General features: G+C 65.7%; 20 protein-coding genes and 1 pseudogene. 5 read left to right on the top strand and 16 right to left on the bottom strand.

What is annotated here, in order from left to right; all coding sequences use genetic code 11:
• Positions 1 to 14 precede the first annotated feature (14 nt).
• The 11 genes from nuoH to V5F77_RS11970 all read right to left on the bottom strand — a co-directional run bounded on the left by nuoH (position 15) and on the right by V5F77_RS11970 (position 11,771).
• Positions 15 to 1,034, bottom strand: coding sequence for an NADH-quinone oxidoreductase subunit NuoH (gene nuoH / locus V5F77_RS12020; RefSeq protein ID WP_394043781.1), 1,020 nt, complete (start codon positions 1,032 to 1,034; stop codon positions 15 to 17).
• Between the two features lie 113 nt (positions 1,035 to 1,147).
• Entirely contained in the window at positions 1,148 to 3,226 is a 2,079-nt protein-coding gene (nuoG, locus tag V5F77_RS12015) for an NADH-quinone oxidoreductase subunit NuoG (RefSeq protein WP_429005583.1), read from the bottom strand.
• 9 nt (positions 3,227 to 3,235) lie between these two features.
• Positions 3,236 to 3,442, bottom strand: a complete 207-nt coding sequence (locus V5F77_RS12010) for a hypothetical protein (RefSeq protein ID WP_429005582.1) — start codon at positions 3,440 to 3,442, stop codon at positions 3,236 to 3,238.
• A 3-nt stretch (positions 3,443 to 3,445) separates the two neighbouring features.
• The gene (nuoF, locus tag V5F77_RS12005) at positions 3,446 to 4,753 is read right to left on the bottom strand and encodes an NADH-quinone oxidoreductase subunit NuoF (RefSeq protein WP_429005581.1); all 1,308 of its coding nucleotides are present in this window, start codon (positions 4,751 to 4,753) and stop codon (positions 3,446 to 3,448) included.
• Positions 4,754 to 4,756: 3 nt separating this feature from the next.
• Positions 4,757 to 5,626, bottom strand: a complete 870-nt coding sequence (nuoE, locus tag V5F77_RS12000) for an NADH-quinone oxidoreductase subunit NuoE (protein ID WP_429005580.1) — start codon at positions 5,624 to 5,626, stop codon at positions 4,757 to 4,759.
• 94 nt (positions 5,627 to 5,720) lie between these two features.
• Positions 5,721 to 6,929 carry an NADH-quinone oxidoreductase subunit D gene (locus tag V5F77_RS11995; protein ID WP_429005579.1) on the bottom strand — a complete coding sequence of 403 codons (1,209 nt, stop codon included), beginning with the start codon at positions 6,927 to 6,929 and terminating at the stop codon, positions 5,721 to 5,723.
• An 11-nt stretch (positions 6,930 to 6,940) separates the two neighbouring features.
• Positions 6,941 to 7,567, bottom strand: coding sequence for an NADH-quinone oxidoreductase subunit C (locus tag V5F77_RS11990; RefSeq protein ID WP_429005578.1), 627 nt, complete (start codon positions 7,565 to 7,567; stop codon positions 6,941 to 6,943).
• A 32-nt stretch (positions 7,568 to 7,599) separates the two neighbouring features.
• Complete coding sequence (locus V5F77_RS11985) at positions 7,600 to 8,184, bottom strand: NuoB/complex I 20 kDa subunit family protein (RefSeq protein ID WP_429005577.1); 585 nt, start codon at positions 8,182 to 8,184, stop codon at positions 7,600 to 7,602.
• The gene (locus V5F77_RS11980) at positions 8,175 to 8,540 is read right to left on the bottom strand and encodes an NADH-quinone oxidoreductase subunit A (protein WP_429005604.1); all 366 of its coding nucleotides are present in this window, start codon (positions 8,538 to 8,540) and stop codon (positions 8,175 to 8,177) included. Before V5F77_RS11980 ends, V5F77_RS11985 begins: the two co-directional genes overlap by 10 nt.
• Before the next feature lie 446 nt (positions 8,541 to 8,986).
• Positions 8,987 to 11,563 carry a response regulator gene (locus V5F77_RS11975; RefSeq protein ID WP_429005576.1) on the bottom strand — a complete coding sequence of 859 codons (2,577 nt, stop codon included), beginning with the start codon at positions 11,561 to 11,563 and terminating at the stop codon, positions 8,987 to 8,989.
• 67 nt (positions 11,564 to 11,630) lie between these two features.
• Entirely contained in the window at positions 11,631 to 11,771 is a 141-nt protein-coding gene (locus tag V5F77_RS11970; protein ID WP_429005575.1) for a hypothetical protein, read from the bottom strand.
• A 27-nt stretch (positions 11,772 to 11,798) separates the two neighbouring features.
• Between V5F77_RS11970 and V5F77_RS11965 the strand changes: the two are divergent.
• A pseudogene (locus V5F77_RS11965) lies at positions 11,799 to 12,017 on the top strand (flagellar biosynthetic protein FliO); the annotation flags it as partial.
• A 1,389-nt stretch (positions 12,018 to 13,406) separates the two neighbouring features.
• Positions 13,407 to 13,814, top strand: coding sequence for a hypothetical protein (locus tag V5F77_RS11960; RefSeq protein WP_429005605.1), 408 nt, complete (start codon positions 13,407 to 13,409; stop codon positions 13,812 to 13,814).
• A 146-nt stretch (positions 13,815 to 13,960) separates the two neighbouring features.
• Here the strand turns inward: V5F77_RS11960 and dksA are convergent, their stop codons facing one another.
• The 3 genes from dksA to V5F77_RS11945 all read right to left on the bottom strand — a co-directional run bounded on the left by dksA (position 13,961) and on the right by V5F77_RS11945 (position 16,885).
• On the bottom strand, positions 13,961 to 14,377 hold the full coding sequence (dksA, locus tag V5F77_RS11955; RefSeq protein WP_429005574.1) for an RNA polymerase-binding protein DksA: 417 nt from the start codon (positions 14,375 to 14,377) through the stop codon (positions 13,961 to 13,963).
• 196 nt (positions 14,378 to 14,573) lie between these two features.
• On the bottom strand, positions 14,574 to 15,431 hold the full coding sequence (locus V5F77_RS11950) for a MipA/OmpV family protein (RefSeq protein WP_429005573.1): 858 nt from the start codon (positions 15,429 to 15,431) through the stop codon (positions 14,574 to 14,576).
• Between the two features lie 146 nt (positions 15,432 to 15,577).
• Positions 15,578 to 16,885: an NAD(P)/FAD-dependent oxidoreductase gene (locus V5F77_RS11945; RefSeq protein WP_429005572.1), complete on the bottom strand. Its 1,308-nt coding sequence runs from the start codon at positions 16,883 to 16,885 to the stop codon at positions 15,578 to 15,580.
• 568 nt (positions 16,886 to 17,453) lie between these two features.
• Here V5F77_RS11945 and V5F77_RS11940 point away from each other — a divergent pair.
• Genes V5F77_RS11940 through V5F77_RS11930 form a run of 3 tightly spaced genes read left to right on the top strand, consistent with a single transcriptional unit; the run spans position 17,454 to position 20,498 of the window.
• On the top strand, positions 17,454 to 17,981 hold the full coding sequence (locus V5F77_RS11940; protein ID WP_429005571.1) for a SixA phosphatase family protein: 528 nt from the start codon (positions 17,454 to 17,456) through the stop codon (positions 17,979 to 17,981).
• 3 nt (positions 17,982 to 17,984) lie between these two features.
• Positions 17,985 to 19,439, top strand: a complete 1,455-nt coding sequence (locus V5F77_RS11935; RefSeq protein ID WP_429005570.1) for a YcjX family GTP-binding protein — start codon at positions 17,985 to 17,987, stop codon at positions 19,437 to 19,439.
• 12 nt (positions 19,440 to 19,451) lie between these two features.
• On the top strand, positions 19,452 to 20,498 hold the full coding sequence (locus tag V5F77_RS11930; RefSeq protein WP_429005569.1) for a YcjF family protein: 1,047 nt from the start codon (positions 19,452 to 19,454) through the stop codon (positions 20,496 to 20,498).
• On the opposite strand, the gene V5F77_RS11925 is transcribed toward V5F77_RS11930, so the two are convergent.
• Entirely contained in the window at positions 20,456 to 21,082 is a 627-nt protein-coding gene (locus V5F77_RS11925; protein ID WP_429005568.1) for a hypothetical protein, read from the bottom strand. The two genes, V5F77_RS11930 and V5F77_RS11925, sit on opposite strands and share 43 nt — an antisense overlap.
• 30 nt (positions 21,083 to 21,112) lie before the next feature.
• Positions 21,113 to 21,619, bottom strand: coding sequence for an SAM-dependent methyltransferase (locus tag V5F77_RS11920; RefSeq protein WP_429005567.1), 507 nt, complete (start codon positions 21,617 to 21,619; stop codon positions 21,113 to 21,115).
• Positions 21,620 to 21,695 lie beyond the last annotated feature (76 nt).

Genomic DNA, 21,695 nt, shown 5'->3' with positions numbered 1-21,695 from the left:
GTCAGAGATCTCGATCATTGGGGCGCCGTCCCGGTGAAGTGAAGGACGCTCGCCACCACCACTACGGCCACCAGAGAAATCGGCAGGAAGATCTTCCAGCCGAGGCGCATCAGCTGGTCGTAGCGATACCGGGGCACCATCGCCTTGGCCATCGCGAAAAGGAAGAACATGAAGCACAGCTTCAGCACGAACCAGATGATCCCCGGCACCCAGGTGAAGGGGGCAAACGGCAGCGGCGAGAGCCAGCCGCCGAGGAACAGGATCGTGCCCAGCGCGCACATGGTCATGATCGCCACGTATTCGCCCAGCATGAACAGCAGGTAGGGGGTGGAGGAATATTCCACCATGAAGCCGGCGACGAGCTCGGATTCCGCTTCCACCAGGTCGAACGGCGGGCGGTTGGTTTCCGCGAGCGCCGAGACCAGGAAGATCACGAACATCGGCAGCAGCGGCAGGAAATACCAGTTCAGCAAACCCAGCCGGCCGTTCTGCGCTTCGACGATCGCGGAGAGGTTTTGCGATCCTGCGCACATCAGCACGGTGATGATGACGAAGCCGATGGACACTTCGTAGGACACCATTTGCGCCGCCGAGCGCAGCGCAGCCAGGAACGGATACTTCGAGTTCGATGCCCAGCCGGCCATGATGATGCCGTACACGCCGAGCGAGGAAATGGCGAAAATGTAGAGAATGCCGATGTTCAGGTCGGCAATCACCCAGCCGGAAGCCAGCGGAATGGCCGCCCAGGCCGAGAGCGCGAGCACGCAGCTGACCAGCGGCGCCAGGATGAAGATGCCCTTGTTGGAGCCCGCCGGAATGATCGGCTCCTTCAGCACAAACTTCAGAAGGTCGGCGAAGGATTGCAGCAGGCCGAAGGGGCCAACCACGTTGGGCCCGCGGCGCATCTGCACCGCCGCCCAAATCTTGCGGTCCGCCAACAGGATGAAGGCGATAAAAATCAGCAGTGCCACCAGCAGTGCGAGGCTCGCACCGAGGATAATCAGCACCTGGATAAGGGTATCCTGCCAGCTCATGGGTTCTTCCCGCCCCTCAATCCGTCATCCGGCAGGGCGCATGCCCGACCGGCGTCCAGCAGGCCGAGGCCCGCTCATCCAGCGTCCTGTTTCGTGTCCCGCCCGCCATAGTCCTACTCCGCCGCCACGGCATCGCTGCCGAGCCGAAGTTTCGAGCATTCGGCCATCACGGCGGAGGCCCGCGCAATGGGGTTGGTCAGGAAGAAATCACCGATCGTTGAGACGAACGCACCCTTGTCCGTTGCCCCGCCGATCGCGGCCAATGCGGCGATCGCGGCCGCATCCGCTGGCTCTACTTGATCGAGCCGGCCGAGATGAGGATGCGCCGCGACCATGGCCGCGCGCAAAGCCGAGAGCGTATCATACGGTAGCCTGTGTCCGACCACCTCGGAGAGCGCCCGCAGCACCGCCCAATCCTCGCGCGCATCCCCTGGCGGGAAGGCCGCGCGATTGGCGAACTGGGGACGCCCCTCGGTGTTCACATAGATGCCGGATTTTTCTGGATAGGCCGCGCCCGGAAGGATCACATCCGCCCGGTGGGCGCCGCGATCACCATGGGTGCCGAGATAGACGACGAAGGCGCCGGGCGCCACGTCCACCTCGTCCGCGCCAAGAAGGAAGGCCACGTCCAGCGCGCCAGCGGCGGTCATTCCCGCCACGTCTAGACCGCCCTCGCCGGGCACGAAGCCCACATCGAGCGCCCCGACACGGGCGGCCGCGGTTTGCAGCACCGCAAAGCCGTTCCAGCCGTCCTTCACCGCTCCCACAGCAACCGCCACGCGGGCCGCGAGCGAGAGCACGGCCGCACCGTCAGACCGTGCGACAGCCCCCTGTCCCACGATCACCAGCGGCCGCTCGGCCGCCTTGAGCGCCTCGGCGAAGGTGCCGGCGCCAGCCAGTTCAGCGAGCGTCTCGGGGCCAGCCCCAAGATATTCATAGGGATAGGTGAGGTCCACGCGCGGACCAATCACGCCCACCTTCAGCCCGCCGGCCCGCCAGCGCTTGCGGATGCGGGCATTGAGCACGCTCGCCTCATGGCGCGGGTCGGTGCCGATGAGCAAGATCGCGTCCGCCGCCTCGATGCCGTCAATGCCGGCATTGAAGACGTAGGTGGCGCGGCCGAGCGCGGGGGTGAGCGCCGCGCCGTCCTGGCGCGCGTCGATGTTCTTCGAGCCGAGCTTATCGAACAGCCCCTTCAGGGCGAAGGCTTCTTCGACGCTGGCGAGATCGCCCAGGATCGCGCCTATGCGGGCCGGCGCCGTCGCCTTCACCTTGGCGGCGATCACGTCGAAGGCCTCGGTCCAGGTGGCCGGCACGAGACGCCCGTCCTTGCGTACATAGGGGCGATCGAGGCGCTGGGACTTCAAACCGTCCCACACATAGCGGGTCTTGTCGGAAATCCATTCCTCGTTCACCGCATCATTGGTGCGCGGGAGAATGCGCATCACTTCACGGCCGCGGGTATCGATGCGGATGTTCGAGCCGACCGCATCCATCACGTCCACGGACTCGGTCTTCGTCAGTTCCCACGGACGCGCATGGAACGCGTAGGGCTTGTGGGTCAGCGCCCCCACCGGGCAGAGGTCCGCCACATTGCCCTGCAATTCCGAATGCATGGCGTGTTCGAGATAGGTGGTGATCTCCATGTCCTCGCCGCGCCCGATGGCGCCGAGGTCGGCCGCGCCGGCGACTTCGGTGGTGAAGCGCACGCAGCGGGTGCAATGGATGCACCGGTTCATCGAGGTCCGCACCAGCGGGCCAATGTACTTGTCTTCCACCGCCCGCTTGTTTTCGGCGAAGCGGGAGGTGTCCACGCCATAGGCCATGGCCTGGTCCTGCAAATCGCACTCGCCGCCCTGGTCGCAGATCGGGCAATCCAGCGGGTGGTTGATGAGCAGGAACTCCATCACCCCTTCGCGGGCCTTCTTCACCATGGGGCTCTTGGTGAGCACCACCGGCGGCTCGCCATTGGGGCCGGGACGCAGATCCTTCACCGCCATGGCACAGGACGCCGTGGGCTTGGGGGGACCGCCCTTCACTTCCACCAGGCACATGCGGCAATTGCCGGCGATGGACAGCCGTTCATGGAAGCAGAAGCGCGGAATCTCGACGCCGGCGACCTCACACGCCTGCAACAGCGTGTATTCGGCGGGGACGTCTACCTCGGTGCCGTCGACAATCAGCTTGGCCATGACAGGTCCCTACTGCAAATCGATCGGATCAAGCACACGCTCGATCCGGCCGACGCGGTGTTCCAGGCGTTCGAAGCGGCGACTGTTTTCCACAACGGCCTCCTCAAGCGCGGTCACGCGAACTTCCAGATGATGGATATCCTCCGCCATTCGCTCGGTGCGCACGTCGATCCGGCGCACGAGAGTCAAGAGGGAGCTATCCGGTTCGTCGGCCATGCCTCACTCCGCCGCGACCGGCATGTGCACCGGGTCGGAATGGGGATTGGCCGCATATTGGTCGATGCGCTTCTCGATCTCATGACGGAAGTGTCGGATCAGGCCCTGGACCGGCCAAGCCGCTGCGTCGCCGAGCGCGCAGATGGTGTGGCCTTCGATCTGGGTGGTCACTTCGAGCAGCAAATCGATCTCGCGCTTCTGCGCGCGGCCTTCGGCCATGCGGTTCAGCACCCGCCACATCCAGCCCGTGCCCTCGCGGCACGGCGTGCACTGGCCGCAGCTCTCATGCTTGAAGAAGTAAGAGATCCGCGCGATCGCCCGCACGATATCCGTGGACTTGTCCATCACCAGGATGCCGGCGGTGCCGAGGCTGGATTTGGCGGCGCGGGTGCCGTCAAAATCCATGATCAGGTCTTCGCACTGGTCGGCCGGGATCACGGGGCAGGACGCGCCACCGGGGATGATGGCGAGCAGATTGTCCCAGCCGCCGCGAATGCCGCCGCCGTGGCGCTCGATCAATTCCTTGAATGGCGTACCCATGGCGTCCTCGACCACGCACGGCGTATTCACGTGGCCGGAAATGCCGAACAGCTTGGTGCCGACATTGTTCGGACGCCCGATGCCGGCGAACCAGGCCGCGCCGCGCCGCAGGATGTCGGGCGCGACCGCGATCGATTCCACGTTGTTGACCGTGGTCGGGCAGCCATAGAGGCCCATGTTGGCGGGGAACGGCGGCTTCAGCCGCGGCATGCCCTTCTTGCCTTCCAGGCTCTCCAGCAGCGCGGTTTCTTCACCGCAGATATAGGCGCCGGCGCCGTGGTGGACATAGAGGTCGAAGGGATAGCCGTGGACATTGTCCTTGCCGATGAGCTTGGCCTCATAGGCCTGCTCAACGGCCGCTTCGAGCTGCTCGCGCTCGCGCACATATTCGCCGCGCACATAAATATAGGCGGCGTGCGCGCCCATCGCGAAGGAGGCGATGAGGCAGCCTTCAATCAGGAGATGCGGATCATGCCGCATGATCTCCCGGTCCTTGCAGGTGCCCGGCTCGGATTCGTCGGCGTTCACCACCAGATAATGGGGGCGTCCGTCGGACTGCTTGGGCATGAAGGACCATTTGAGGCCGGTCGAGAAGCCGGCGCCGCCACGGCCGCGCAGCCCCGAGACCTTCATCTCATTGATGATCCAGTCGCGGCCCTTTTCCAGAATGCCCTTGGTGCCGTCCCAATTGCCGCGCGCCAGTGCGCCCTTCAGGCCCCAGTCATGCAGCCCGTAGAGATTGGTGAAGATGCGGTCCTTGTCCTGGAGCATGGCTCAAGCCTCCGGATCGCGCACGCCGGTGCCGGTCTTCGGCGCCTCGCGCTTGGAGCCCGTCACGGAGGGGCTGCTCTCCTGGGCGGCGCGTGCCACCTCTTCCCGCTTTTCGCCGGCGTGCTGGCCGTTCACGGCCTTTTCCTGGGCGGCCGAGGCGATGCCCACCGGGTCACCCGGTGTCTCAACGGCCGCGCCCGGACGGCCGGCCTGCAACAGATCCGGCTGCTCGTCGGCCGCCGCCACGGCGGCTTCGGCAGCACGCGGCTCATAGATCTGCGGATCGGTGAGCGAGGTCAGATCCCCTGCCGGCGCGGAGAACTGGCGGCCGGTCTGCGGACCCGGCTTCACCGGGCGGCCGGCGGCGAGATCATCAAGGATCTTCTCCAGGATCTCGGGGCTCAGGTCCTCGAAATAATCGTAATTGATCTGAACCATGGGCGCGTTGGTGCAGGCGCCAAGACATTCCACTTCCAGCCAGGACAGCGCACCATCAGCCGAAACATGACGCTCCGGTCCGATCTTGCGCTGGCAGACCTCTTTCAGCTCGTTGGCGCCACGCAGCATGCAGGGCGTGGTGCCGCAGAGCTGCACGAAGTGGCGCCCCACCGGCTCCAGATTGAACATGGTGTAGAAGGTGGCGATCTCCAGCACGCGGATGTTCGGCATGCCGAGCCGCTCCGCGACCACGCGGATCGCCGGCTCCGGCAACCATCCGCCGCATTGCTCCTGCGCCTTCCACAGAAGTGAGATGACGGCGCTGGCCTGTCGGCCTTCTGGATATTTGGCAATTTGGCGATCGGCCCAGGTATCATTCTCCGCCGTGAAGGCGAAGCTTGCGGGCTGTTCAGCTGCGAGGCGGCGGACGGACATCAGCGGCTTCCCGGGCTGACAATGTGACAAGCAGGGTAGGCATCGCCGGGAACGGCGATGCCATCAGGGACACAGGAATTATCTGAGAGGCTGATCACCGATCCACCTCCCCGAACACGATGTCGAGGGAGCCGAGGATCGCCGAGACATCGGCCAACATGTAGCCGCGACAAAGGAAATCCATGGCCTGGAGATGGGCAAAACCGGGTGCGCGGATCTTGCAGCGATATGGCTTGTTGGTGCCGTCAGCGACCAGGTAAACGCCGAACTCGCCTTTCGGCGCTTCCACCGCGGCGTAAACGTCGCCCGCCGGTACGTGATAGCCTTCGGTATAGAGCTTGAAATGGTGGATCAGCGCTTCCATTGAGCGCTTCATCTCGCCCCGCTTGGGCGGCACCACCTTATTGTCGACCGTGGCCACCGGCCCCGGCGTCTTCAGCAGGCGCTGCACGCACTGCTTCATGATCTTGATCGACTGACGCATCTCTTCCATCCGGACCACGTAGCGATCATAGCAATCGCCGTGCTTGCCGATGGGGATGTCGAATTCCAGTTCGGAATAGCATTCATAGGGCTGCGCCCGGCGCAGATCCCACGCGGCACCGGAGCCGCGCACCATCACGCCGGAGAAACCCCAGGCCTGCGCCTCCTCCAGGCTCACCACGCCGATATCGACGGTGCGCTGCTTGAAGATGCGGTTGCCGGTCACGAGGGCGTCGAGATCGTCCAGGGTCTTAAGGCAGGGATCGCAGAAGGCGCCGATATCTTCCACCAACTGCGTCGGCAGATCCTGATGGACGCCGCCCGGCCGGAAATAGGCGGCATGCATGCGGCTGCCAGAGGCGCGCTCATAGAACATCATGAGGCGCTCGCGCTGCTCAAAACCCCAGAGCGGCGGGGTGAGTGCGCCCACGTCCATGGCGAACGTAGTGACGTTCAGGATGTGCGACAGCAAGCGGCCGATTTCGGAATACAGCACGCGGATAAGCTGCCCGCGGATCGGAACCTCGATGCCGAGAAGTTTCTCCACCGCCAAGCAAAAGGCGTGCTCCTGGTTCATCGGCGCGCAATAATCGAGCCGGTCGAAATAAGGCACGGCCTGAAGATAGGTCTTGGCCTCGATCAGCTTTTCGGTGCCGCGATGCAGCAGACCGATATGCGGATCGACGCGCTCCACCACTTCGCCGTTCAGCTCCAGCACCAGGCGCAGCACGCCGTGCGCCGCCGGGTGCTGCGGGCCGAAATTGATCTGGAAATTGCGGACCGGTGCACCGGCCTTGGGCGAGTCGAGGGTCTGGGCCATGGGGCGCTCCTTCAGCTCGCCTTGGGGGCGCCGGGCTGCGACGCAGCCTTTTCGTCGCCGGGCAGAACATATTCGACGCCCTCCCACGGGGAGAGGAAGTCGAAGTTGCGGAATTCCTGCGGCAGTCGCACGGGCTCGTAAATCACGCGCTTGGCCTCATCGTCGTAGCGCACCTCGACGAAGCCGGTCAGCGGGAAGTCCTTGCGCAGGGGATGGCCGTCGAAGCCGTAATCCGTCAGCAGCCGGCGCAGTTCGGGATGGCCCGTGAACAGGATGCCATACATGTCGTAGGCTTCCCGCTCGAACCAGTTCGCGCCAGGATAAACACCGCAGATTGAAGGAACGGGGGTCGCCTCGTCGGTATGCACTTTCAGGCGAATGCGCATGTTATGCTTGAGCGAGAGCAGATGATAGACGACGTCAAACCGCTGTTCACGCGCGGGATAATCAGCCCCACACACGTCCACGATGCAGTGGAACAGGCATGTCGGATCATCGCGCAGGAAGCTTGCGACTTTCACGATCTGCGCCCCCTCCACTTCGAGGGTCAACTCGCCGAACGCGATATGCGACGCGCGGACCGCTTCACCGAGCGCGCCCGAAACGTGAACCGCGAGGTCCTTCAAGGTCTCGTCCATCTGCCTCTTCCCGTCGCCGTATGTGCAGCGATTCAGCGTTCGATGGTTCCGATGCGGCGGATCTTCTTCTGAAGAAGAAGGACGCCGTAAAGCAGCGCTTCCGCGGTGGGCGGACAGCCGGGAACATAAATGTCCACCGGCACGATCCGGTCACAGCCGCGCACGACGGCATAGGAATAATGATAATATCCGCCGCCGTTGGCACAGCTGCCCATGGAGATCACGTAACGCGGCTCCGGCATCTGGTCGTAGACCTTGCGGAGCGCCGGCGCCATCTTATTGGTCAGAGTGCCGGCAACGATCATCACGTCCGACTGGCGCGGAGAGGCGCGCGGCGCGAAACCGAAGCGCTCCACATCGTAGCGCGGCATGGAGACCTGCATCATCTCCACGGCGCAGCACGCGAGCCCGAACGTCATCCACATGAGCGAACCGGTCCGCGCCCAGGTGATCAGGTCGTCGGCAGTCGTCATGAGAAAGCCGCGATCAGCCAGCTCGGAGTTAATCTCCTGAAAAAAGGGATCGTCCGAGCCGACGGGACGGCCGGTGTTGGGATCGACGAGGCCGCGCGGGGCGGGAGCCACGAGGGGCTTCGTCGCAGAAGGGGTCAATCCCATTCGAGTGCTCCCTTACGCCATTCATAAATGAACCCGACGGTGAGCACGCCGAGGAAGATCATCATGGACCAAAAGCCGAGATCGCCGAGGCCCCCGAACGTGATCGCCCAGGGAAACAGGAAGGCCACTTCCAGATCGAAGATGATGAAGAGGATGGAGACGAGATAGAAGCGCACGTCAAATGTCATGCGCGCGTCGTCGAATGCGTTGAAGCCGCATTCGTAGGCTGAAAGCTTCTCCGGATCCGGGCTGCTGTAGGCGACGAGGAACGGCGATACCAGCAAGGCCAAGCCGATCACGACCGATACCCCGATGAAGATGACGACCGGGAGATAATCCTGGAGCAGCAGGTTCATGATCCGCACCTTGGGGCGCATGGGCGATCCGCTTGAAGCGTTACCGCGCCGGCCTCGGTTGGAGGAGTTCGAAACGAGCGAGGCTTATCGCAGCGCCAGATGAGTGGCAAGTGCGACCTTGCCATTGCCGGGTGCAGATCGCTGCATTCTCGCGGCGGTACCCAAGCGGAAACCGATAGACACACAAAAAGCCAGACGTTTTTTTGTATATCAGAGCTAACTCGGAAACCGAGCGGCGCCTTGATGGCGAAGGAAGAGCGGCGCGTTGCAATCCTTCGACACGGCCAAGCTCCCGCCGCGACGCCGATGCGTTCGGCGACGCCTTCGCAATGCAGCATCGCGCGTGACGCAGCGCCGTTCGGGGCAGGCCGTTCCCGGAATATCCATCGCCGCATGACCCATGGAAAGTGCGACAGTATGACAGTGGAAACGTCGCGCCAGAAGCGTCAGGGGCGGGTGGCTTCCTTAACGGCCGCGACCAATTGCTTGAGGGAAAAGGGCTTGGGCAAAAAGGCGAAGCGCTCGCCCTCGGGCAGATTCTTCGCGAAGGCCTCCTCCGCATAGCCGGAGATGAAGATGATCTTCAGCTTCGGATCGCGGCGGCGCAGTTCGCGCAGAAGGCTGGGCCCGTCCATTTCGGGCATAACCACGTCCGAGACGACAACGTCGAAGCTGTTGCCGGGCGCATCCATGGCCTCCAGAGCCTCCGCCCCGTTGGCCGCTGCCACCACACGATATCCCCGCGCGCTGAGGGCACGGGAAGCGAAGGCGCGGACCGCGTCCTCGTCTTCGACCAGCAGCACCGAGGCCTGTCCCGTGAGATCGGGCACCCGCAAATCCTGCATTGCGGGACGCGACTCGACCGCCTCCGCCACCCCCTCGTGGCGTGGCAGGAAGACCCTGAACACGCTGCCCGTGCCGGGCTCGCTGGTGGCGAGCACGCTCCCACCGGTCTGCTTGACGATGCCGTAGACGGTGGAGAGGCCAAGGCCCGTCCCCTTGCCGACTTCCTTCGTGGAGAAGAACGGCTCGAATATCTTTTCCATGATCTCCGGTGCCATGCCGGTGCCGGTATCGCCGACCTCGACCAGGACATAATCGGCCGGAGCGAGGCTGCTGGCGTCGCCATAGTCGGCACATGCCGCTGCCAGCACATTGAGGGTGCGCAGCGTTACGACCCCGCCCGAGGGCATGGCGTCGCGCGCATTGACCGCAAGATTGACGACGACCTGCTCGAATTGGTTCACGTCCACCAGAATCGGCCACAGGTCGCGCCCGTGTTCCACCTGCAGCGTGATGCTCTCACCCATGAGCCGTCGCAGCAGCATGGACAGGTCGGAGATCACATCGGTGAGTTGGATCACCTGAGGGCGCAACGTCTGCCGGCGCGAGAAGGCGAGCAACTGACGCACCAAGCCTGCGGCCCGATTCGCATTCTGCTTGATCTGCATGATGTCGGGGAAGGAGGGATCGCTCGGCCGGTGATTGGCCAGCAGCAGATCGCAATAGCCGAGAATGGCGGTCAGAACATTGTTGAAATCGTGCGCCACGCCGCCGGCAAGCTGGCCGATTGCTTGCATCTTCTGAGATTGCGCGAATTGCGCTTCAAGCGCCCGCTGGGCGGTTGTGTCCACCGCATAAACCGCAGCACCATGCCCGGCCGAACCGAGGCTGGCGGCGTAAAGCCGAGCCGAACGGCCTCCCTCACCGGCCAAGCCCGCATCCACGGCGGGGCCGCTCGCTTCCCCGGCCAGGGCCTCGCGCACTAGGCCCGCCACGGCGACCGCATCGCGTTCGGCGACCAGCGCCTCGAGTTTGGTACCGACGAGGGCGGCGGCGCTGCTCGCGAACAATCTTGAAAAACTGGCATTCGCCTCGCGCAGGATTCCCGATGAATCGACCGTCGCCATGGCGAGGGGAGATCGGGAGAAGAAAGAAGCATCGGCGCCATTCGCAACGGCCCCGCCCGCGGCCTCATAGGACGCCGGCCGATCTATGGATGCAGCGAATACAGGCGCGTCGCTGCGGGGGATCACCACCGCAATGCAGGCCTCCCCTGCCCGCCCGTCAATCCAGGCCCGCCCCGACGCGGTCGACCCATCCTTGCGCACGAAGTCGAGATCGATCCCGCCCGGATCGCAAGAGCCTCGTTCGAGCACTTCACGAGCAGAGGCCGCGCTTTCCGGAGCGATCAGTTCCGCGAAACCGATTTCGCCACTACCGAGTTCCGCCAGTCCATATCCCAGCCAGCGGGCGAAGGTGCCATTGACCAGTCGGCCGCCGCTGGGGGACAGCAGCAGCATACCCACCGGTGCCTTGTCCCAGATTTCGGCGAGTACCGTGAGCCCGTCGGCCGGTGCAGACGGCCCAGCCACCTGTGATCCGCGCGAGCGGATAGCGGCCAATCCAGCCTGTGGCTGCGCAATAGCGATCCCCGCTCCAGCTTCTGCGGTCGCGCCAGCGAGCTGTAACATCCAGAGCGCGCGGCGCGAACCGGCCAGCGGCTGCACGGACACAATCAGCCTGCGCCCCTCGGGAGTGGAATCGAAGGGAAAGGACTGCGTGCCCTTCTCCCCTTCGGCCACGCTGCGCAGCAGCAGACCCACCTTCGCCTGCCCACCGGGAACCCGGCCAAGAAAGCGGTCCGGTGTCGGAGCCTGCTCGGCGGAACTGCGACTTAGGGCGAGATAAGCCGCATTCTTCGTGATCACACGCTCGCCAGCCTCCACTACGACAGCGGCATCGCTCATGTTCGCAAGCAGCGCCTGCGCAAGCTCGTCGCCGCTCCGCTCGTTGCCCCCCAATGGCCGCACGATCGCTCTTAACGTGGAGAATATGCCGATCGCTGCGAGTCCTGCCAGGATCGCGGTAATGGCGCCGCCGGTGCTGTCCTGCACGATGGCGGCAAAAATACCCCCTGCGAAAGCCGCCCCGCCAACGATCAGGGTATTCCGCCGGAATGGCCTGCGGCCAGATGCGTCGCTCGATAAACCCGAGCGCGCATCGCCCGCTTCGGTGCTCATGAAAGTCTCCTTCCGATGGGCGCAGAAGCGCTCGCTCAGCCGTTAAGCTGCATCGAATCCGCGGAAATTAACGCAAAGTTACGGCATTGGTTGAAATCATGCCATGATCGTCAACAATTTCTTGGTCGCCGGTTGATGCTGTATCCTGCGCCCGCGCGATGGGCGTGACCGTTCCACCAAGCGGCACCGGATCGGCAACGTGCTGCATCTCGCGGGCTGCGAATGAGGACAAACGATGTTGCAGAATTTGTTTGGGGCCCAACTCGATCTACCGGTGCGCATCGTCATCGCGCTGCTGGTGATCGGGGTGCTGCTGGGGCTTACCGTGTTCCTCGTGCGACGCCTCGGGCGGGACGGGCGAAGCGGTGCCTCGCGGTCCCGGCAGGCCCGCCTCGCGGTTCTCGATAGCGTCACGATCGACCCGCGCCGCCGTCTGGTGCTTGTGCGGCGAGACGAGGTCGAGCATTTGCTGCTGGTGGGCGGGTCGACGGATATCGTGGTTGAGCCCGCCATTTCCCGTGGGTCCGCGCGCGAGCCGACAGTGGGCCGTGAAGCTTCGCGCGACGTCTTGCCGACTCGCGAGGCCCCGCCGCGCGAGTCGTTGCCACCCCGGGACGCCCGTGAAGCTCTGCCGTCCCGCGAGCAGCGCGAAGCCCTCGGCGTGCGGGAGAACCGCGATGCCCTGCCACCGCGTGAATCCCCTTATGCCCGGGAGGCTCTGCCGCCACGCGAGCCGGTTGCCGTTCGACGCCCCCTTGTCGCCCCTGCCGGTTCGGCTCGGCCAAGTGCCGAACGCGCAGGTGCCGACAGAGCCAGTACCGATCGGCCGGCGCTGGAAACGACCGGGGTTGAGAGACCGTCAGCCGATAAGCTTGCCGACAACTTGCCCGCCGCTCCTCTGACACCAAGGCCCTCTGCCCCCGAGGAAATGCCTGCTGCTGCGCGTGTCACGGGCGTTGAGACCGAGACCGCTGCGCCCGTCATGGTCCCCGAAGCTGCACCTCCGGCAACCGATCCCCGTCGCCCGGTTCCGGTTCGCCGCATGGATCCAGCGGCCGAGGCTGCGCGCCGCGCCGAACCGCCCGCGCCGCGTGCTCCCTTCGTAAGGCCACCGCGGTTTGAGAGCCGGGTCGAGCCGGCACGTGCTGCCATCCCTGCCGTAGAGGTTGCTCCGGCTACCTCAAATGCCATCCCGGATGTGGTTGCACAGTCGCCTGCCACCAACGAGCCGCAAATGGTTGTTCCGCTCGTTGCTGAGCCCGCGGTGCCGGAAGTTGCCGCGGTCGCGGCTCCGCCGGTCTCGGCTGAACCTGCAGCCGCCACCCCTCCGGCGCCTCCCACTGCACGCACGGAGCCTCAACAGCCGCGCCGCGGAACCACATTTGCTCTTGGAAAAAGCGAACCTGTCGCAGTTGGGCAGCGTACGGAGCCCCGCCTCACGGAAGCTCCGCTCCGACGGCCGGCGCCCTCTGCGCCGCCGGTCGAACCGCCGGCTGTTCCGCCGCCGCGGTCGGCTGAGATCATCCCCGCCCTAACCCTTGAGGATCTGCTTGGCCCGGATGCCGTAGAGGGCCCTCCCGCTGAGACCCTGGTCGGAGGCGACCATGCGGAAATCTTTCCTGCTGCGGACCCGATCGCGGAAGCCACGCCCCCTCGCCGCGGCATCGGGGCTCTTTTCCGCACGGCCAATGTCAAGCCGCGCCCCGAAGCAGACATCTCTGCTCCCCAGCAAGATGCTACGACATCCTCCCCGCTAGCAGGCGAGGAAGTTGCCACCAATGTGGTTGCCCCGCCGCCCGCCGCCCGTGTCGTCGAGCCGACTAACGAGAGTACGGAGCCAGAGATGCCGGCTACCGCGCCCCAGGTGCAGGCACGTCCTCCCAATCCGCAAAGTCTGAAGTTCGCCCCCCCCGCGCAGCCCAAGGTCGTCCCGCAACGCGCCGCGCCTCCGGTGCCACCCCAGGCCCTGCCCCCGGAAGCAGCCCAGCCGGCCCGCCGGTGGGTGCTGCCCCGGGCGACGCCGCCTGCCGTCCCGGCTCCGCCGGTTACGCCGGCAGCAGTACCGGCGGATGTATTCGCACGGGAGCCCTCGAACCCGTTCGCGCTCGATTCCGACGCCATGGTTATGATCGAATCGCCCGCCGCGGCCGCTGAGGCAAAAGCCCCGTCCCCGACCGAAGCCGAGAAGGATCCGTTCGAGGACCTCGAGGCCGAAATGGCGAGTCTGCTCGGGCGCGGTGCGCCACGCTGACTGCGGTCCCTTTGGCGGATGCCCTATTCAAGGAAAAGGCCGGGCATTGAGCCCGGCCTTTGGTTGCCATCGCAAGAATCACACCGGGAACCTCACATTCCGAAGAGTGCTCCTGATGCGCGGCCTTTTAGTCCCGCAAGGAGGCCTCAATCGTCGCGGTAGACCCGCTCCCGGCGTTCATGCCGCTCCTGGGCTTCCACCGACAACGTAGCGATCGGGCGAGCTTCTAGCCGCTTCAGTGAAATCGGCTCCCCCGTATCCTCGCAATAACCGTAGGTCCCATCCTCGATCCGTCCCAGCGCCGCCTCGATCTTGGAGATCAGCTTGCGTTGGCGGTCGCGCGCCCTCAGTTCGATCGAGCGGTCCGTTTCGGAGGACGCACGATCTGCAAGGTCGGGATGATTCTGGTTCTCGTCTTGAAGGTGCTGCAGCGTTTCACGCGCCTCCCGCAGGATATCCTCCTTCCAGTTCAACAGCTTCAGCCGGAAATATTCCCGCTGGCGGTCGTTCATGAAGGGCTCGTCCTCGCGGGGGCGATAGTCCTGGTCGATTTGGACCGACATCAGCAATGTCCTCGATACAGCGTCGCTGATCCCCACCGGGTCGCCGCGCTTATATCGACCGCCTCGCCCCACGACAACCGCCATCGAAGGCTGCGACGTATGCGAGCATACTCAAGGTGGGCAACTCGCGCCTCACTGCTGCAGCGGGGTACCGCTATGACGAGGTCTGGCGGTGTACTGGAACGCCGCGGGCTGCTCACCACCAGGATTTGCCGACGTTGAAGGTATAGGAGAGCGAGATGCCTGCGGTGAACTGGTTGGCATTTTCAACCAATGGCGAATCGGCTGCGTCGCCGACCAGACGACCGTAGGTGCCGAATAGCCCGCCGGTGAAGCCCCGGCCGAACTCCTTGGTGAGCTGAGCGGTAATGCCCCAGGAATAGAGCCCGCTGCTGGCCTCGTAGACCGGAAGGGGATTACCGAGGAAATTGGCACTTAGCGCTTGGAAAGGCGTAACGCCGAAATATGCCTGCTGATAGGCAGAGGATGCGAAAGCGAGGCGAGGCCCAATCGCAAAATGCCAAGTCTGATAAGGGACGATCACGTCCGCTCCGAGATCCCCGACCCAGCCCTCATACCCGCCGAATCCGTATCTCAGCTCCCCCCGCAGGCGCAGCCAAGTGACCGGATACCATTCCGTGAAACCGCCCACCTCCAGCGAGGGATCGACATTACCGAGCCCGGTCAGCCGGTCTGCATCGTCCTCGTCACGCCCCCAGTCGATCCGTCCGGCGGCGCCGATGCGGAACGTCCCGGTGTCAAAAAGAGCGACGGACGGATTGTCGTCGACACTATGGAAGCTATTGAGATCGCTGGCCTTCGAAAGGCTGAAGATCACGCCCGGCCGCACCCGGTAGGTATCACCGCCCGGATACTGAGGCACCAGAATTCCGGACGCACCAATGGTGACATACCAGTCTTCCGTGGCCGGCTTCACGCTCCCCGAGGTCGATGCGGTAGGAGCGACGTCGGCAGCATTGGCGAGCGGTGCGGTGGTGAGGGCGAAGCCCGCGGCAAGCAATATCATGAAAGAAAAAGGGCGCAGCGCGGCCATGGTCCACCCAGGTTCACAACAGCGCGCACCGTAGCGTCGCTCTAGCAACCAATGGTGCCAAAAATATCACATTTGGGAAACGATCACGGTTTTTAGGCCGTTGGCCCGTATTACGATCGGGTTCGGCAAATGAATGGTAAATCCCGCTAAGCGCTGGAAAACTCCACCATGCTGACCTCCTGACGGTCCGCGAAACGGGCGCGGCGGCGTTCGCTCCGGTCGGCGATGCGGCCGGCCCAATAGGTGCTCCAGCGCATGCCCGCCCCGAGCACACCCCAGGTGGAGGGAAGCGGCGGGCCCCCGAACAGGGTGATGCGATCGTCGCGCTCGACGATGGCGTCGCCGATCAGATCGGCGGCAAGGCTTACATTGGCGAGCGGGTCCTGACCCAGCGCCAGCGCATACCACACACCGGGACGATAGCTGCCGATCACCGGCAGGCCGGCAGGAGCGCAGGCCGCGCGCCAGCCGAAGGCCGCGCCGACCGTGGCCCTGGCGAGCCCCGGATAAAGCGCGCCGACTTGCCGCCGCAGGGCACAGGCAGCCGCGACTTCCCGGCCCTGATAAGTGGCGGTCGGCGCGGTGACGGTGATCCGGCTTCCGTCGAGGAGGAAGCGGGCCGGCCGGGCGCCCGTCTCCCGCACCGCCAGGCCACTCGAGCCAGGCTCGGTTAGTCGCACACCGCCCGTGTCAAAGGTTCCAGTCACGAACGTTGCGGGATAAATCGCGCGGGCGAGCCAGGGCGCGACCCGGCCGAGGCCACGGGTGGCGCTGAACACCGCATGGTCCGCCCGGACCCGTCCGCCAGCGAGCTGGATATATTTGCGCACCCCGTCGAGATCTACGCCCTGGACCGGAGCGTTCACGAAGCGCCGCACGCCGGCAGCCGCCACCGCATCGCCCAGCAGACGGCCGAGGGACCGCACGTCAAAGCGCCACGCATGGGAATCGAACAGAGCCCCGGCATAGGCGTCGGTGCCGAGCAGGTCGCCGAGATCGGTCTCGCCCACGCGGCTCAGCTCGGAAAGACCGAGGACATCGCGGGCGGCCGCCTCGTCCAGGAGGTCGGAAAGTCCCGCCGGACCCGGCACCAGCAATTGCCCCTCGCCCGTCTGCTCCAGACCGAGAACCTCCAGCAAGCGGATGGCGCTGCGGGCGGCGCCCACGGACAGATCGTAGAGCGCGCGGGCGCGGTCCCGGTCGGCGCGTTCGCACAGGTCAGTCGCCGTCAGATCAAGTCCCGCGCCCACCACAGCCTCATGGCGCCCCTCTTCCGGGGCCTTGGTGTCGAGCAGCACCACGGCGCGACCGCGCAGGGCCAGCACGAGGGCGATCCACAGCCCCGGCACGCCGTCGCCGATGATGCAGACATCGCAGTCCAGATCGCCCCGCGGCTGGGACGGCAGTTCGGCCGCGACGATGCCCGGCCCGGTGGAGCGCACGATAGCGCTCATCGTGTCGAAAGGGTCATGGCGCCCCCATTCCCGGTTTCGATCCCGCCCGATTGCCGCAACGTTGGTGAAGGTGCAAACGTGTCGCAAATCCGGCGAGATCAAGGCGTAGCATCGCTTCGCGCCACCTCCAAGGCCGATCCCGCATCAGAGGTATCCGTGGGTTGATTTTAAGGGATGCGGTGAAATGGACCGCGAGGTAGCCCATGGGCCGACGTGGTGAGGGAATACGCCGCCAGCACCCCACTGGCCGGCTCCGGGGCGGAAGCCGCCAAGAAACGCGGCGGCAGAGCCGTGGCGCTCAGCGACGGTGCCACGAGATAGGCAAGCCACCGACGTTCCCGTCGAGCATCCGGAAACATGGCGAATGTCATGAAACGTAGCGCTCTTAGAGCAACGAATTGCCAGCCGCCACAAGGACAGAAACGACGCACCCAAAAGTCTCGCGCTAGCTTTCTACCGCCGCCTACGCGGCGGCGGTGTCTGCGGCTCGGCCCCTCGGCGGTTCGCCGCACTGCAACGCGCCGCCACGCATGGTAAGGTGCGAGTCTCGCCACGCCCCGGATGGTCCATGCGCCGCCTCATTCTGCTTCGCCACGCGAAATCCGACTGGCCCGTGGGCATCGTCGATCCCGAACGCCCCCTCGCGTCCCGAGGGCGCGCGGCCGCACCCTTAATCGGGAGTTATATGGCGGCGCAGGAGTTGGTGCCGGACCGGGTCCTGGTCTCGCCGGCCCGCCGCACCCGGGAAACCTGGGAATTGCTCGCACCCGCCCTGCCTGCCACGGCGACGGCAACCGTGCTCAGCGAACCGCGCCTTTACGAGGCGAGCGTCAACCGCCTGCTCGGGGTGCTGCGTGAGCAGCCGCGCGAGGTGCATGCGCTGATGCTAGTGGGGCACAATCCCGGCCTTGAGGACCTGGCCGACGTGCTCACGGACCAGGGGCCAGCGCCGGCCCGGGCCTTGATGGCGGAAAAATTTCCCACCGGCGCGCTTGCCATTATCGACCTGCCCATCGACGACTGGGAGGATGTGGCGCCACAGACCGGTCGTCTCGACCGCTTCGTAACCCCACGCTTGCTGATGCTGGAGATGTGACCTTTGGCCCTGGGCCTGCTGGATGAAGCCTGGATCGGCCTGCGCGCCGTCGCCGACCGGTTCGAGGATCTCGCGCATCCCACCTTGCGCCTGGGCGTCACCGGGCTCGCGCGCTCGGGCAAGACCATCTTCACCACCGCGCTGGTCCATGCCCTGATGCGCGGCGGGCGGCTGCCGGTGTTCGAGGCCATGAACTCCGGCCGCATCGCCGGCGCACAGCTTGCCCCGCAGCCGGACGACGCTGTCCCGCGCTTCCCTTATGAAGATCACCTCGCTCGCCTCGCCGGCGCGCGCGACTGGCCCGCCTCCACCACCCGCATCAGCGAACTGCGGCTGGAAATCTCCTATGCGCCGGCACGCGGCGGCATGCGGCGCCTGACGCTCGACCTTGTGGATTATCCAGGCGAATGGCTGCTGGATCTGCCGCTTCTGGACATGAGCTATGGCGATTTCTGCCGCCAAGCCCTGGAGCTTGCCCGTGCTCCCGCGCGCGCACCCTATGCCGAGGGGTTGCTCGCGACCCTCGCAGCCGCCGATCCTGCCGGGCCGGCGGACGAGGCCAAGGCACGTGAGCTGGCGGCCGTCTTCACCGCCTATCTCGCCGCCTGCCGTGGCGAGCGGGTGGGCATGAGCCTGTTGCCGCCCGGCCGATTCCTGATGCCCGGCGATCTGGAAGGCTCACCGGCCCTGACCTTTGCCCCGCTTGATCTCGCGGACACGGGCACAAGGACGACGGACGGGCTCGGCGCCATGATGGAGCGGCGCTTCCAATCCTATAAGACCATGGTGGTGCGGCCTTTCTTCCGCGATCATTTCGCCCGGCTCGACCGGCAGATCGTGCTGGTGGATGCGCTCTCCGCCCTCAATGCAGGGCCAGCGGCCCTGGCAGACCTGGAGCGGGCGCTCGATTCCATCCTGGTGGCCTTCCGGGTTGGGCGAAACTCGATCCTTACCTCGCTGCTGCGGCCGCGCATTGAAAAAGTGCTGTTCGCCGCCACCAAGGCCGATCATCTTCACCGGGCCAGCCATGACCGGCTGGAGGCCATTCTGCGCCGGCTGGTGGAACGCGCGCTTGCGCGCGCCCAGGAAGGCGGAGCGCGGATCGATGTGGCGGCCCTCGCCGCCATACGCGCCACCCGCGAGGCGGATGTTTCCAAGGGCGGGCGCAGCATCGCCGCCATCATCGGCACGCCCGAAGCGGGACAGCAAGCCGGTGGACAGGTGTTCGACGGCAGCGAGGAGGTCGCGCTGTTTCCCGGTGAACTGCCGGCGAACCCGGACGCCTTGTTCGCCGCCGATGGCGCAGCGTTTCGCGGGCTCGCCAGCGGGCCGGACAATGAAGCGGATTTCCGCTTCCTGCGCTTCCGCCCGCCGGCCGGCATTGGCGCGACAGGCTCGCTTCCCCATATTCGCCTCGACCGCGCGCTCCAATTCCTCCTCGGCGACCGCCTGACCTGAGATCCGATCCCGATGGCAAACCCGCGCAGCGATACCCCCCGGTCCGAAACGGCCCGGCCCCAGGTTTTCCGCCTGGACGAGGCGGGTATCGTCGTGACCGAGGCGCCGATGATCGAGGAGACGGAGGACATCACCGTTCCGGCGCCTGTACGGCGCAAGGGATTCGGCCTCGGCGCCCTGTTCTGGACCGCGCTCGGTGGGCTGGTGAGCCTTGGCATCGGCCTTGCCGTGACCAAGCTGATCGAAGATCTGTTCGCCCATGCCGAGGGTCTCGGCTATCTCGGCCTCGCGCTCGCGGGGCTGCTGGCTATCGCGGTGCTTGCCATCATCGGCCGTGAGGTGGCCGGCCTGATGCGCTTCGCCAGCCTGGATTCGATCCGCGAACGCGCCTTGCGGGCACTCGCGCAGGACGACCGGCCGCTTGCCGAAGGGGTGACGCGCGACCTGCTCGCCCTCGCCAAGGCCATGCCGGCGCTCGCCCGCGCCCGCGCCGATCTCTCCTCCCATCTCGACGCGATCATCGACGGGGCGGATCTGGTGCAGCTCACCGAGCGCACACTGATGGCGCCGCTCGACGCCCGCGCCCAGCAGATGGTCTCGGACACCGCCAAGCGGGTCTCGGTGGTCACCGCCGTCTCTCCGCGCGCGGTGGTGGATCTGGTGTTCGTGCTCTACAGCGCCTTCGTGCTGATCCGCCGGCTGGCCGAGCTTTACGGCGGGCGCCCTGGCGCCCTCGGCATGCTGCGGCTGGTGCGCCATGTGCTGAGCCATCTCGCCGTCACTGGCGGCATGGCGGCGGGCGATACGCTGGTGCAGGAATTGGTGGGCTCCGGCATCGCCGCACGCCTCTCGGCACGGCTGGGCGAAGGGGTGGTCAACGGCCTGCTCACGGCGCGCCTTGGCCTCGCCGCCATCGCGGTCACCCGCCCCCTGCCCTTCACCGCCCTGCCCGCGCCCCGCGTCGCCGATGTGGCGGCCGGCCTGATGCGCAAGGCGCAGGAGGAAGAGGCGCGCCCTCAGCTCGGCAGCAAGCGCGGCGGCAAGGCTGAGGGCGAATAGGGCGCCGGCCGGTTGCGCCAGAGCATCTCGATCAGCGGCCATGCCAATAGCGGGCACAGCACCAGGATCAGCGCACCCACGGTCCAATCGGCATGGCCGAGCGCGCTCGCCAGAACCGCCAGCAACCCAAGACCGGTGACGAGGGCCAGCGCGCTCATCAGCCACCAGCGCCACACCGGCAGCCCGCCATCGAACACGATGTGTGCCGTATGGGGGCTGAGCGCTTCGTGGAGTGCCGCAACGAAAGCGGCATAGGCTTTTCGGTGGTCGTCCACATTGGTGATGGAGGTGCGCGACAGCGAGCCGATGGTGAGCTTTTCCCCCGCCTTGCCGTGGATCACGGTCTCAAAATTGGGCGAGGCGAGCTGGCCGGGATGGAAGCTCAGCCGCACCCGCGTCACGTCGCGCATGTTCAACACGCCGGAGCGGGCGCCGACGCTCCAATGCAAAAGTTCGCCGTCAAGGCGGAAGCGCGAGCCGGAGCCGATCAGGCGCGGCCGGAAGCTGTAGGTCAGCCCCTCCTCCGCCGGCAGGGCGCCGTCCTGCGGACCCGCGCCGAAAGTCAGGCCGGTGGATGTGCTCAAGGGGAACCTCGCGAGGTTACGGGCCTGACGTTAAGTCACATCATGCGCCAGGGTGCAATATTGCGGCTTGAGATCCACCAGTGGCGTGCCGTCGATGCAATCGAGCCCGCGCACGAGAATGCTCATGCCCTCACGCGCCACGAATAGCACCACCGAGGAGGCGATGGGGTTCGGCCGCACCGGGGAGCGCAGCGCGAAGGTGCCGGAGGCGGCGGTGGCGCGCCTTGGCATCTGAAGCACCAGATCGCGCCGCGCCTGATCCATGAAATAGAGCACCTGGAGGCGCGCCTCCCGCCCCACCCCTTCGAGCGCGGCTTCCCAACGCGGATCAATCTCCAGCCGGCAGATGGGCCCTTCCTCGCTACCACGCTTAGGGCAGTCTTCCCGGCGCGCCCAGGGGGTGCGGATGCGGCCGATGAAATAGAGCCCCGCATCGAAGGCCGGGGGTAGCGCGACGGCGACTTCGCCCGGGCGGATGCCATCGTCATCGGACGGTGACGCACCCACGAGCGCGCTTTCGGAGGAGAGGGTACTCATGCTTTATCCTCGGCAGACGTGTCGCGATCATAGACCCACCCGCCGCACCCCGCCATGCGGCGCCCTTGCAAGGAGA

This window comes from Roseixanthobacter psychrophilus, from assembly GCF_043195195.1.
Lineage (GTDB): Bacteria > Pseudomonadota > Alphaproteobacteria > Rhizobiales > Xanthobacteraceae > NCEH01.
This window is presented reverse-complemented; position numbering and strand designations above follow the sequence as displayed.

Coding starts and splice junctions, on each gene's coding strand:
- V5F77_RS11980 (WP_429005604.1), bottom strand. CDS start 8,540: ATGAACCTGCTGCTCCAGGATTATCTCCCGGTCGTCATCTTCATCGGG.
- nuoH (WP_394043781.1), bottom strand. CDS start 1,034: ATGAGCTGGCAGGATACCCTTATCCAGGTGCTGATTATCCTCGGTGCG.
- V5F77_RS11950 (WP_429005573.1), bottom strand. CDS start 15,431: ATGGCCGCGCTGCGCCCTTTTTCTTTCATGATATTGCTTGCCGCGGGC.
- nuoE (WP_429005580.1), bottom strand. CDS start 5,626: ATGTCCGTCCGCCGCCTCGCAGCTGAACAGCCCGCAAGCTTCGCCTTC.
- V5F77_RS11945 (WP_429005572.1), bottom strand. CDS start 16,885: ATGAGCGCTATCGTGCGCTCCACCGGGCCGGGCATCGTCGCGGCCGAA.
- V5F77_RS12010 (WP_429005582.1), bottom strand. CDS start 3,442: ATGGCCGACGAACCGGATAGCTCCCTCTTGACTCTCGTGCGCCGGATC.
- V5F77_RS11985 (WP_429005577.1), bottom strand. CDS start 8,184: ATGGGATTGACCCCTTCTGCGACGAAGCCCCTCGTGGCTCCCGCCCCG.
- V5F77_RS11930 (WP_429005569.1), top strand. CDS start 19,452: ATGGCAAACCCGCGCAGCGATACCCCCCGGTCCGAAACGGCCCGGCCC.
- V5F77_RS11970 (WP_429005575.1), bottom strand. CDS start 11,771: ATGCAGCACGTTGCCGATCCGGTGCCGCTTGGTGGAACGGTCACGCCC.
- V5F77_RS11975 (WP_429005576.1), bottom strand. CDS start 11,563: ATGAGCACCGAAGCGGGCGATGCGCGCTCGGGTTTATCGAGCGACGCA.
- nuoF (WP_429005581.1), bottom strand. CDS start 4,753: ATGCTCCAGGACAAGGACCGCATCTTCACCAATCTCTACGGGCTGCAT.
- V5F77_RS11995 (WP_429005579.1), bottom strand. CDS start 6,929: ATGGCCCAGACCCTCGACTCGCCCAAGGCCGGTGCACCGGTCCGCAAT.
- V5F77_RS11940 (WP_429005571.1), top strand. CDS start 17,454: ATGCGCCGCCTCATTCTGCTTCGCCACGCGAAATCCGACTGGCCCGTG.
- nuoG (WP_429005583.1), bottom strand. CDS start 3,226: ATGGCCAAGCTGATTGTCGACGGCACCGAGGTAGACGTCCCCGCCGAA.
- V5F77_RS11990 (WP_429005578.1), bottom strand. CDS start 7,567: ATGGACGAGACCTTGAAGGACCTCGCGGTTCACGTTTCGGGCGCGCTC.
- dksA (WP_429005574.1), bottom strand. CDS start 14,377: ATGTCGGTCCAAATCGACCAGGACTATCGCCCCCGCGAGGACGAGCCC.
- V5F77_RS11960 (WP_429005605.1), top strand. CDS start 13,407: ATGCCGGCTACCGCGCCCCAGGTGCAGGCACGTCCTCCCAATCCGCAA.
- V5F77_RS11920 (WP_429005567.1), bottom strand. CDS start 21,619: ATGAGTACCCTCTCCTCCGAAAGCGCGCTCGTGGGTGCGTCACCGTCC.